This window comes from Peribacillus sp. NPDC096540 (genome assembly GCF_050278525.1).
Taxonomy (GTDB): Bacteria; Bacillota; Bacilli; order Bacillales; family DSM-1321; genus Peribacillus.
Genome location: NZ_JBNNTG010000028.1, coordinates 51160 through 63312 on the forward strand (window position 1 = coordinate 51160; position 12153 = coordinate 63312).

The 12153-nt window shown below is 38.7% G+C and carries 11 protein-coding genes; 5 read left to right on the top strand and 6 right to left on the bottom strand.

Going from position 1 to position 12153, the window contains the following annotated elements; translation table 11 throughout:
- Nucleotides 1-368: 368 nt before the first annotated feature.
- Complete coding sequence (locus ACQKMR_RS20960) at nucleotides 369-809, bottom strand: hypothetical protein (RefSeq protein WP_427699048.1); 441 nt, start codon at nucleotides 807-809, stop codon at nucleotides 369-371.
- Between the two features lie 269 nt (nucleotides 810-1078).
- On the opposite strand from ACQKMR_RS20960, the gene ACQKMR_RS20965 reads away from it, so the two are divergent.
- The 3 genes from ACQKMR_RS20965 to ACQKMR_RS20975 all read left to right on the top strand — a co-directional run bounded on the left by ACQKMR_RS20965 (nucleotide 1079) and on the right by ACQKMR_RS20975 (nucleotide 4773).
- Entirely contained in the window at nucleotides 1079-2509 is a 1431-nt protein-coding gene (locus ACQKMR_RS20965) for a phospholipase D-like domain-containing protein (RefSeq protein ID WP_427699049.1), read from the top strand.
- Between the two features lie 161 nt (nucleotides 2510-2670).
- A complete protein-coding gene (locus tag ACQKMR_RS20970; RefSeq protein WP_427699050.1) occupies nucleotides 2671-3522 on the top strand; it encodes an MBL fold metallo-hydrolase in 852 nt (283 codons plus the stop codon).
- A 534-nt stretch (nucleotides 3523-4056) separates the two neighbouring features.
- Nucleotides 4057-4773, top strand: a complete 717-nt coding sequence (locus ACQKMR_RS20975; RefSeq protein ID WP_427699051.1) for a diphthine--ammonia ligase — start codon at nucleotides 4057-4059, stop codon at nucleotides 4771-4773.
- 428 nt (nucleotides 4774-5201) lie between these two features.
- On the opposite strand, the gene ACQKMR_RS20980 is transcribed toward ACQKMR_RS20975, so the two are convergent.
- The 5 genes from ACQKMR_RS20980 to kynU form a co-directional block, all read right to left on the bottom strand.
- Complete coding sequence (locus tag ACQKMR_RS20980) at nucleotides 5202-5834, bottom strand: LysE family translocator (RefSeq protein WP_427699052.1); 633 nt, start codon at nucleotides 5832-5834, stop codon at nucleotides 5202-5204.
- Nucleotides 5835-6170: 336 nt separating this feature from the next.
- Nucleotides 6171-6797, bottom strand: a complete 627-nt coding sequence (gene kynB, locus ACQKMR_RS20985; RefSeq protein WP_427699053.1) for an arylformamidase — start codon at nucleotides 6795-6797, stop codon at nucleotides 6171-6173.
- A 60-nt stretch (nucleotides 6798-6857) separates the two neighbouring features.
- The gene (gene kynA, locus ACQKMR_RS20990) at nucleotides 6858-7703 is read right to left on the bottom strand and encodes a tryptophan 2,3-dioxygenase (RefSeq protein ID WP_427699088.1); all 846 of its coding nucleotides are present in this window, start codon (nucleotides 7701-7703) and stop codon (nucleotides 6858-6860) included.
- A 58-nt stretch (nucleotides 7704-7761) separates the two neighbouring features.
- Entirely contained in the window at nucleotides 7762-9183 is a 1422-nt protein-coding gene (locus ACQKMR_RS20995) for an amino acid permease (protein ID WP_427699054.1), read from the bottom strand.
- Between the two features lie 134 nt (nucleotides 9184-9317).
- Nucleotides 9318-10559: a kynureninase gene (kynU, locus tag ACQKMR_RS21000; RefSeq protein ID WP_427699089.1), complete on the bottom strand. Its 1242-nt coding sequence runs from the start codon at nucleotides 10557-10559 to the stop codon at nucleotides 9318-9320.
- A 214-nt stretch (nucleotides 10560-10773) separates the two neighbouring features.
- Here kynU and ACQKMR_RS21005 point away from each other — a divergent pair, with 214 nt between their 5' ends.
- A complete protein-coding gene (locus ACQKMR_RS21005; RefSeq protein ID WP_427699055.1) occupies nucleotides 10774-11388 on the top strand; it encodes a TetR/AcrR family transcriptional regulator in 615 nt (204 codons plus the stop codon).
- A gap of 406 nt (nucleotides 11389-11794) precedes the next feature.
- Nucleotides 11795-12139 (top strand): flagellar basal body rod protein, encoded by a 345-nt coding sequence (locus ACQKMR_RS21010; protein ID WP_427699056.1) that lies wholly within the window; start codon nucleotides 11795-11797, stop codon nucleotides 12137-12139.
- The last annotated feature ends 14 nt before the right edge of the window (nucleotides 12140-12153 follow it).

Sequence of the window (12153 nt, forward strand, 5' to 3'; positions counted from 1 at the left end):
TCTTTATGCAGTTTGCTGTTCATTAAGACGCTGGTTTTTACCAGTGTCTTTTTTTTATATATGTTAGTTATCTTTATTATATCCTCATTTTACCTATACATTCAACTAAAAAACATAGAAAGAGCGTAAACGAAATTCGACCTAACGGATATGAAAATCAATTCATTTCCATTGATTCTTGAAGTTATATCAAAGCAGATCTTGCGGGAAACGAAAGGATCTCACAGAAAGGCTTTGCCGCCGGTGCCCGTTTTCCAGGCAGTATATAGGAACTTGAAGGCTTGTTAAAATGCCTGAAGTGAAAATAAAAAAAGCACTAAAGCTTTCGGATTCAAAGATGATCCACTTTAGGGCCATGTATAACCAGATTAGATTTTCGTTAAGTTCTTGTCAGATTCCAGTTTGTATAATTTCATTCCCTTGTACGATGTAATCGAAGGAATCAAACAAAATAGAGCCATGGGTAAACAATAAAGTATATAGACATGTCCTCCGTTTTGCAGCAAGGGGATATACGCTAAAGCAACAAAGAGCAAAACGAAAAAAATGATTGTGAAGATCCCGAAAGATTGATGATAGAAAGCATAAATTTCCCTTCTTCGATCTTCTTGACTGTGTAATGCCGCTTTGTTTGTTCGAAGGAATAGGTACAAGGAGACTAATAGAAATAAAGCGGAAAATGGTAAAGCTAAAGCAAATAATGAAACGTCTAGAATGGAAAGATAAAAGCTGGATAAAAAGAACACCTCTGACACAGCTAATGCAAAACAATAATTGAAAATACTTATCTTATCAGGTTGTTTAAGCATGAAATCCCTCCTTCTATATAATAGTATGCAACTGCTTACATGTTCACTACTTTGTCACATTTAAAAAAAATAAAAGTTCCAAGTTCCACCCAGGATCATGCCTTCGGTCCTAAGATAGGTAAATGGTCACTATAGGAAATGAAATAACCCCTCTGGCTAATTAGTCAGAGGGGTTATTTTTATGAGAATTTATATAGCTTGAAGATATTGTATAGAGCCCGTACTAATTACGAATAGTAATAGAATATCGGGTAAAGGGGGAGAGCGCTATGACTGCACAAACGATGATTAAAGGATTTCTGCTCGTTCTTCTATTATATTTCCTGTATGTAGTGGTGACGGCAGTGGTCCTTTTCTACTTCCTCAAGGAAAAAGAAGAAGATAGGCCGATTAAACATATAAGTGCATATATGGGGGAGAAGGAATCCACCGTGGATCGTGTCCTGCTTCTTGAAGATGGTTATGAATCGGGACTAGCCCGAATGCGAATGATTCAGGAAGCCCAGCATTCAATCGATATTGCCTACTACGCTTTTGGAAAAGGTAAATCAACTGAACTTATTCTTGGAGCCTTGTTCGAAGCTGCTGACCGCGGTGTCAAAGTTAGAATCCTTCTGGATGGAATTTCTCATGGACTCAGAGGTCAATTAAGCAGTGTTCGTTATGCACTGGCATCGCATGAAAACATTGAATTAAGGTACTACGAAACCTTTAAGCCATTTAAGCCCTGGACCTGGCATAACCGCCTTCATGACAAGATAATCACTGCAGATGGAAAGTTAGGCATCATCGGAGGCAGGAATATCGCCGATAAGTATTTAGCGGGCAATCCGCCCAAGAATTATGTCTACGACCGGGATGTACTCATTTTCAATGCTGAACAGGAGAAAGATAGTGTAATCGTTGAAATGAAGGACTATATACATGAATTATGGACTCATCCGTATACGAGCAAAGTCTTTGCGGACCTTTCGAAAAGGAAAAAGGAAAAAGGAAAACGCGTCAGAAATACATTATTAAATCAATACAGCAAAGCTATTCAAAATAATGCCGATTTCGTTAATCCGGCCGTCGATTGGAGCAAGACTACAACACCTACTAAAAAAGTGTCCTTCATTAATAATCCAATCGAACGTTTCAATAAACACCCTTTTGTGTGGAGATCTCTAGTGGATATTGCTGCGAACGCCAAAAAGTCGGTACTAATCCAGAGTCCCTATATTGTTCCTGCGGATGCCATGAAGGAATATGTACCAAAGAATATGGATTCAAAAGCTGATTGGACCATACTTACCAACTCGGTGACATCCACCCCGAATGTGATCGCTTTTTCCAGTTACTTGGCACTTAGGGATAGTATCGTTGAGACAGGGGCAAGGCTTTATGAATATTCAAAGCTTTATTCATTGCATGGTAAATCGGCTGTTTATGATCAGCGATTAAGTGCAGTTGGTTCCTTCAATCTGGATTCGCGATCTGCCTTTTTAAATACAGAATCGATAGTGATAATCGATGGTGAAGAATTTGCAGCGCAATTGATAGGGACCATTGAGTCGAAAATCTCAGATAGTACACTTGTCGCGGACAATAAAAGATATATAGAACCACCTGAAGATCAGAAAAAGGAAGAATCTTTCTTTAAAGCGACCTTTTTAAATGCCCTTTCGAAAATAACGGTATATTGGAAAAGGTTCATTTGAATGATGACGAAAAGACAGCAATCCAGTGATTGTTGTCTTTTTACGGAGAAAATCCGTTTAAAATGGATCATTGACTAATTAACAAATGTGTAATTTGCTATACTTTAGGAAAGCTAATCAATCTTGGAGATATCATCCATTATCCGAAGGAGAACAGAAACATGCAAACTTTACAGCATCTATCGAAACATATTGTCTACCTGACTCCAGTGGCAGAAACTGATCGGCCCATTCTTGCCGCCGTTTCTGGAGCTATGAAAACTCTTATCATCGATGCCGGTAACTCTGTCCAGCACGCACAGCTTTTTCAGGACAAATTACTTCAGGCTAATATGAGCGGGAATTTTCTTGTTCTTACCCATTCCCATTGGGACCATGTATTTGGACTGGAGAATGTAGGAATTCCGGTAATTTGTCAGGAGAAAACTTACAACAATATTAAAGATATGCAGCAGCTTTCATGGGAAGATCACGATCTTGATCAACGGGTCGAAGCAGGGACTGAAATTCCATTTTGTGCCGATGCAATCAAGTTGGAACTCGGGACAAAGAGAAATATTGACCTGCCGTTGCCCGATATTATTTTTGAAACAGTGCTTACCATTGATCTAGGCGATATAACATGTGTAATTGAACATGTTGGCGGCGATCATGCAGCAGACTCTTGTATCATTTATGTTCCGGAGGAAAAAACATTATTTCTAGGAGATTGTCTTTATGCCAATCTTTATGCAGAAAAATGGAATTATACGGCTGAACAAGCTTTGCTGCTCGTTAAGAAGATAGAAGCCTATGATGCCGATACATATATACTCTCCCATCATGATCAGCCTTGCACGAAGCAGGAAATGGAGACCGAGCTAAAGCTAATCAAAGATTGTGCTAGGCTTGTTGTTAACCATCAGGGAAATCGCGATTTAATGGAGCAGGAATTGGTCAAGCAGCTAAACCGAAATTTGACCGAAAGTGAACTCGAAACAGTTGGTTTTTTTGTAAACGGGTATGCTAAGTAATTACGAGGACTAATAGCGTCTATATATGGTGCTGATGTCGCTTTGATCAAATTAATACAAGAAACCCAGATAAATGTATAAATAGAAAGGGCATGTTTTGAAAATAGATTAATCAAAACACTGCCCTTATAATATTTAATAGGATTCTGCTTTTATAAAAAAGTTTGATCATTTTTGTGTTCCTTAACTAGCTAACGTACCCGTTAGTTCTATAAGAAAAGCGATTCTTATTAAAGAATCGCGCCCTTTAAATGGAAAATCGTCCAAATCACTATTGCAGTAGTATTTCAAGAAAAGCCTCCTTTAGCGGTATTACTTATCTTTTCTCTGTCGATAATGAAGTAGTTTCTTTTTAGATAACCTTCAATTTTCTTCATCTTTAGATTTCAAGTTTTTTTTGTATCAGGGTGCAATAATATCTTATCTGTAAGGTCCAATAATGATAAAATCAAACAAATAGAGCTATGAAACCTTATATATAAAATATGAAATTGGCCGTGAAAAAAGTCATTAGAATAAAGGGGAAAGATATGAATGGCAGAATTAATGGATTGGAAAAATAGTGCTCGCGGACATAAATTTATTGCTTCTTTTAGCGGAGGAAAGGATAGTGTCTTAGCTCTATATAAAGCAGTGAAGGTTGGAGAAGCGGTTGGACTGATCGTCATGCTGGAGGAAGAAGGGAAACGTTCCAGATCCCATGGATTGCCTCCGGAACTCATTCGTGCCCAAGCTAAATCAATAGGTTTGCCCGTATATACTGCAGCTGCAAGTTGGACAGATTATGAAAAAGTATTTATGCGCCTTTTAGAAAAAGCTAAAAATCAAGGAGCAGAAGTGTTAGTAACTGGAGACTTGGATATGCCTGCTCATGGCTGTTGGCACGAAAAGGTTACGAAGAATGCTGGATTAAAGCTTGGGATGCCTTTATGGGAAATGAACCATCGTGAAGCTGTCGAAGAGTTCATAAATCTAGGATTTGTAACGATCATTGTAACTGTTAATTTATCAATTGGAATGCGTGAGGACGATTTAGGGCGAACGTTAACCCATGAATACGTGAAGGAGCTTGAAGCTCGTGGTATTGACCCCTGCGGAGAAGGTGGAGAATTCCATACCACAGTAATAGATGGGCCCATTTTTAAATATCCTATTCCAGTTCGTAAATGTGAGATTATTAAGGACGGAGAATATGCTTATTTGCCCTTGGAGCTAGATCAGATGGCGGATATGGATACCTTAAAAGTATAAAATAACATAAAAAAAAGACAGTTTTCACCCAGAATTACATGGTCTCGCCTCTGAATTTTCAGGTTATGTCTTGCCAATCAAAAAAGTTCATCCTTCTGCCTCCTAGATTTTGAGTCTAGCTTATCATAATTTTTTTGAACTAACAGGCCCCTTTCGTATTATAAGAAAAAACGAAATCTATCTATGCTTTCGGTTAAACTTTTTTTAAGAACGGTGCAACTTTTTTATAACCGGTACGAATTTATTTCAAATCCACGGCTGAGTATTTTCTAGGGCAAGACAATCCCTTTTGTCCGATGTTACGCCCACTTGCACTTTGTAATGATTAGAAGGAAATTTTCATAGAGAACTCGAAGTCGGTTTATCTAAGTAATTATCCTTCAATAAAAGACCCTTCGTTTTATCAACGAAGGGTCTTAAACATCCATCTAATTATGAGCTTTTTCCAGAGCTAGTTTTATCCCAAAACCTATCAGTATCGCACCCGTTATTCCTTCAAATATCGCTTGTGTTCTAGGCTTTTTCATAAAAGCACTAATCTGGTTCAGTAAATAGATATAAAATACAAACCACACTACGGTTAATACGGTATAAGTTATGCCCATTATAAGAAACGGTAAAAAAGTATTGGTTCCATGATCCACAAACTGTGGCAAGAACGTTAAGAAGAAAACGGCCACTTTAGGATTCAGTAGGTTGGTAAGGAACCCTTGCTTAAAGCAAGACTGGTTTTCATACTTATTTTTGACAATCGTTTCAGTAGTTGCTGCCACTTCCTTATTTCTTAACCCCCATAACGTCTTAATTCCTAGATATACCAAGTAAACGGCACCAACGTATTTGAAAATAGAAAATAATAAAGCGGATTTTACAATGATTGCTGAAAGGCCCAACACTGCAGCTGATGTATGAATAAGAAGTGCGCAACACGTGCCAAACATCGTTTTTAAACCTCCAGTTGTCCCAACAGTAACGGTATTCCTTGTAGTTATTGCTGTATCTGGACCAGGTAGAATAATGAGAAGAATGCACATAAGCACAAACAAATAAAAATTTTCCATTTAGAGACCTCCATTAGAAACATGAAAATTGTGAAAATTGTTACATTTAATTTAACATAAATAAACTTAGTTTGGGGAGATAAATAAGAGCTTGAATGATTTTGAAGTAGGCAGAGGGAAGATAGATAAAAATGCTATGGGTAATTTTCTATAAGGATGGGGGAGGTAGTTTAGTTGACAGGGTCAATGCCCTATGCAGGGACAACGTGGGCAGTTTAATTGAACAAGATAAATAAAACAAGCCAAATCATTTTTGTGACTCGGCTTGTTTTTTATTTTTAAAAAATTTTCATTCAATAACAACGCTGTAAATATTATCTAAAGTTCTATTTCTTTTTAGGGTAATTTTTTCAATACAGCACGTACCGGACTTCCATCTGCTTCAACTAATGGAAGTGGGAGGGCTGCCAATTCATAATCCCCTGGTAACACATCCTGTAATACAAGTCCCTCCAAAATGTGAATTCCATGACCGGCAAGCTCATGATGGGCAGACAGTTCTTTACTATCTAATGGATCTACTGATGGTAAATCAAGACCAATAAGACGAACGCCGAGTTCTGAAAGATATGCAGCTAATTCTGGTTGGACATGAGGAATAGTTTGTGGAAACACACGTCTATCCTTCCAAGCGTCAGTCCGGATTAACAGTCGCGTCACGCCTTGCAGATCCAGATTGGATAATTCATTGACTCCGATGCTTGACTTGTTTGGTAAATGGATTACTCGAGCATTTCCCATATATAAATCGAGATCCAGTTCAATCACTCTTTTTCCATCGTTATCAAAATGAAAAGGTGCATCAATATGAGTACCAGTGTGTACACTCATATTGATTTGACCTACATTGACAGATCCACTCTCTTCTTTACTCCAATTGACTTTGTAGGAGAAAGGGGTATCTCCAGGCCAGACTGCAACGTTTTCATCCAGACGTTGTGAAATATCAATCCATGTTCCCATGCATCTTACCTCCATCTCTACTGACTGTTACTTTCTATGAATAACCTACTTATTTTCTTCTTATAGCTTCGTTCTTAGGCTCCATAGTTCTGGGAAAAAGTGTTGGTCTAGAGCTCTTTTTAAATACGTAACACCTGATGAACCACCAGTTCCTTGTTTATGACCAATAATTCTTTCTACTGTACTCATATGATTAAAACGCCATAATTGCTGTTGATTGCCAATGTCCACTAACTTCTCAGCCAACTCATATAAGTCCCAATATTGCTCGACATCGCGGTAAACTGTCAGCCACGCCTCTTCTACACTTGTGTTTGGCTCATATTTTTGTGACCAATCCCTACTGATAGCTTCTTGATCAATAGGTAATCCACGTGCCACAAGAGCATTAATCGCCGCGTCATAAATACTTGGCTCATGAAGAGCCTGCTGCATTTGCTCGTATAGATCGGTCTGATGTTGATAGACTGATAGCGTATGAACATTTTTGTTTCCTAGTGCAAATTCAATCAAGCGATTCTGATAAGATTGGAATCCAGAAGATTGTCCTAGTTTATCCCTAAACTCCATATACTCAGCCGGTGTCAAAGTTGAAAGGACACTCCATGACTGAATCAATTGCTGCTGAATTCTCGAAACGCGCGACAACATTTTAAACGAGGGTTCCAAATTGTTTTGACGTATACACTGAGTAGCAGCTGTCAACTCATGTAAAATGAGCTTCATCCATAACTCACTCGCTTGATGGATAATGATAAAAAGCATTTCATCATGATGATCGGAACATCTATGTTGACTAGTTAAAATCTTATCAAGGTGGAGATAATCTCCGTATGACATCGATTTTTGAAAATCGGTTTGAATTTCTTTCTCTAGACCTGTTATTGTTTGTTCATTGTTATCCATATTCTTCATTCCGCAATCTCCTCACTTCTCCATATGCAAAACTATTTATTCCGTCATTCTATTCTATCTTCTTTTCCAGGGATTCTTCCATTACATTATGGTTAATATTTCTTCTTTTTGAAACAAAATAAGCAACAGTTAAAAATAGTAACCAAGGTATCCCGAATTGAAGCATAATCTTGAAATCTGTAAACCATGTTGTAATCATTAAGCTGAATAGAAGAACGGCTCCCAGTATCGTTAAATAGGGAAAACCGATCATCCTTACCGGTAACTTGCGTCCGCCGGTTTTCTCCCATTTCACCCTGAAAAACAAATGGGAAATGAAGATCATGAGCCATGTGAACATGGCACCGAACATGGAGATCCCCATCATGAATGCATAGGATGAACCAGGAAGTAACGCATGAACACCTGCAGCAATGAAAATCCCAGTTGTAGAAACAGCAAGTGCTTTTCCCGGAACGCCCCTTTTGTTTAGCTTTCCTAAAAAGCTAGGTGCATGTTTTCCGCGAGCCAATGAAAACATCATACGTGTTGAAGCATAGAGCTGGGCATTCATGGCAGATACTGCAGCCGTTAAAATAATAAAGTTCATGATCCCGGATGCACCAGGAATGTTCAAGATTTCCATTACTTTGACGAATGGACTTTCCTCGATCCCAGCCGTTTTCCACGGAACGATCATCAACATGATGCCGATTGTCAACACATAGAAGGTGGATAAACGGAAGACAGTCGCTTTTAATGCTCTTGGAACAGCTTCATCTGGATCTTTTGCTTCCCCTGATGTAACCGCTATCATTTCAGTTCCAAGAAAGCTGAATAAAGAAATAAATACGGCTATCCACATTCCCTTCATACCAAATGGGAAAAAACCGCCTTCATTTACAAAGTTTTCTGGTCCTATATTTGACTGTTCGGATGAACCCAATAGTACATAGGATCCAAGAAGGATAAAACCAACAATGGCACTTATTTTAATGAAGGAGAACCAATACTCAAATGTAGCGAATGTATTCACGCTAGTAGCATTTACATAAATCAGGGCACCTGCAAACACCAAAATCCATACGATTCCCGGCACGGTCGGAAACCAATAATTCATATACACGCTGACTGCACTTACTTCCACCCCAACAGCCAAAACATTGCCCATCCAATAAGAATAGCGGACAAGATAGCCTGCCATAGGAGTCATGTACTTTTCAGCAATAGCTCCAAAAGATCCGGAAGTAGGATGGGCAACCGTCATTTCGGCTAAACAGCCCATCAATAGTAAGACAATGAACGCCCCGAGTGCATAACTGAGCAATACACTTGGCCCTGCCGCTTGAATGGCAAGCCCGCTTCCAAGGAATAGCCCCGTCCCGATGGCACAGCCCATTGCGATCATGGAAAGCTGTTTTGTTTCCAGCTCACGTTTTAATCCTTTCTCAGGCTCATCTTTAAAGTTCAATTGAGTATTTTTATTCTCCATAGTTCATCCCCTTTTTTTCAAAAGATTTTATCCTAAGATAATGGGCATTGAGTTCCCATCTCTTTATGTGTAGACTGACCGCCCATATTAACCGACTGATTCAACTAACCATTCGAGGGAAGCGGAATTTCGCGTTATGCAACCACTTCACGTTCATTCTTGAATTTTTCATATTGTTTTTCCAACATGATTTTCTTGAGTGTTTGTACCACTTCCCAAACTTCTGCGTAGGAAGTATATAGTGCAACTGGAGCAAGACGAATGATGTTTGGTGCTCGGAAATCCGGAATGACACCGTTTTCTTTCAATGCCTTACAAATCCGTGCAGCTTCTTTATGCTCTAGGCTTACATGACCCCCGCGACGTACGTCTTCTCTAGGAGTTCCAATGAAAAATTCCATGTCTTCCAACTCGTGTTCAATTAAGTCTATTAAATATTGATTAATTTTAAGGGATTTTTCCCTGATATTCTCAATGCCAGCTTCTATAAACATTTCTAAAGACCCAATCAATGGTGCACAACTTAATACATGTGGCGTTCCAATTTGATACGCGCCTGCTGATTCAGCTGGTGTTAATGTATGTTCCATATCGAATTGTTTATCTTTTCTGGACCCGAACCATCCAGCCAATCCAGGCATCGTTCCAAAATGTCTTTGATTTACATATAAGCCGCCAACACCGCCAGGACCGCCATTTAAATGTTTATAATTGCACCAATACGCAAAGTCCACACCCCATTCACTGAATGAATGCGGGATAGAACCAATGGAATGACATCCGTCAAATCCGATTACAATTCCTCTTTTATGAGCTTCATCAGTTAATCGTTTCATATCCAATATTTGACCGCTTCGATACAGGACTGTTGGCAAGATGATCAAAGCGATGTCATCCGTCATTGCTTCGATAATATCATCCTCTTCAAGGAATCTTCCATCGCGACTTTTTACGCGGATGAGATGTGTTAGCGGATCGTATCCATGTGTACGCAGCTGACTTTGAAGAGCATAAATATCAGTCGGAAAGGTTAGTTCGTCCGCTAAAATTTTTGTGCGTGTTCCTTTCGGCTTATAAAAAGTAGTTACAAGTTGATGCAGGTTTACAGTTGTGGAGCCGGTTACAATAACTTCCTCAGGAGAAGCTCCCACTAATTGGGCAATCTTAGCGCCTAATTCCTCTGCCATGAAAAACCATGGGTGATTCCCTTGTGTCCATCCATCAATTCCATGTTCCTTCCAATCTTCCAAAGATTCCAAAAGAGTGCGTTCAGCTCTTTTAGAAAGAAGCCCCAATGAGTTTCCATCCATATAGATGGAATCCGGTTTTAAATAAAACTCTTCTCGAAAACCTTTAAGGGAATCTTTCTCATCCATTTGTTTTGCGTAATCCAACGTGTATTTTGAATTCATAATCATCCTCCTATATTAGTTTAATTCTAGGAGAATCGTACCAAAGAATATGACATGATGTCAATAACTTAATTCAGAAAATTATAAACATTAAATTATTCGAAAAAAATATTTTCCAGCAATTGTTTTTTATTTTTATAGAAATCCTTTATGCTAGAAGATAAGGGGAGGAATAGGAATGGATAATGGTAATGTAGGGGATAAACGACATTTGCGCTCAATTATGACACGTCAAAAGTTATTAGAAGCTGCAAAGGAGATATTTCTTGAAGAAGGTTTTCAAGCTGCGGTTATTTCCCAAATGATCAAGAAGGCAAACGTGGGGTACGGAACTGCCTATGTTCATTTTAAAGGGAAAGAGGATCTTTTAATTGTATTAATGGAGAATGTTATGGAGCAATTTTATGAAATTGCGGAGACTTCTTTCTTTCCAAAATCGAAGGACGAAGCAAAACATATCATAAATAAACAAGCTAATGCTTTTTTGAAAATGGCAGAGGCTGAACGCAATATGATGCAAGTTTTCGAACAGGCCATTGGTATTTCAACTGTCATCTCAGATAAATGGAAGGCGATCCGTATGAAGTTCATTCAGCGAATTTCAAAGGACGTCGCCTATGCACAGCAAAATGGGCTGGCAAGAGCTGAACTAAACCATGAGCTTGTTGCAAGAGGTTGGTTTTTCGCAAATGAAATGTATCTTTGGGAAATTGTCCGAAACGAACATCAGAGTTCTGTCGAAGAGATTGCTAAAACCATCACGTCTGTTTACGTCGAAGGTTTGTATTTGTAATTATATTAATGATGCTATATTTGGCAGTTCAAACAATCTTCCGGTTTAATACAATCGGAAGGTTTAATTTTATTTCAACCACTTATAACCAAAACAAGCTGAATTCACGAGTAAACCGCCTGAACTCACGAGTAAAGCGGCTCAATTCACGAGTAAAATGCCCAAATTCACGAGTAAAGCGGCTCAATTCACGAGTAAACCGCCTAGACTCACGAGTAAGCCGCTGAATTCATGTGTAAAACGCCCCAAACATAGTAAACCTCTCAAATTCAGGAACAAAACACCCTAAGCTAGTGTGGGCTTATAGCAACTACGCCTTAAGTCTTACTAGAAAATATAGCTAAGGCTCATTATACGGACTCGTAAAACTAGATAAGATATAAACATGGAAAGGAGGACGAAAACAATGAAGAAATTTGGTTTATTTATTGTAGGACTGATCGCATTATTTATGTTGTTAGCGAATGTTGGTCCATTAATCAGCCTGGCGATTTGCTTGGCGATCCTATATTTTGGATTCAAACAGTTCATGAAGTCCGAATCCACAGGAGCCAAAATTGCCTGGGGATCAATCTCCCTTATCGTGCTAGTAGTTGCTGTTTCTCATATCCCAGCGATATTAGGACTGGTAGCAGCTTATGTTCTTTACCTTGTCTATAAAAAATGGAATGAAAATGATGAAAATGTATCGAAAGAAACGGACCCATTCTCAAATTTTGAAAGAGAGTGGAAAGAGTTGAATAAGAACTAATAGAAGGGATGGAA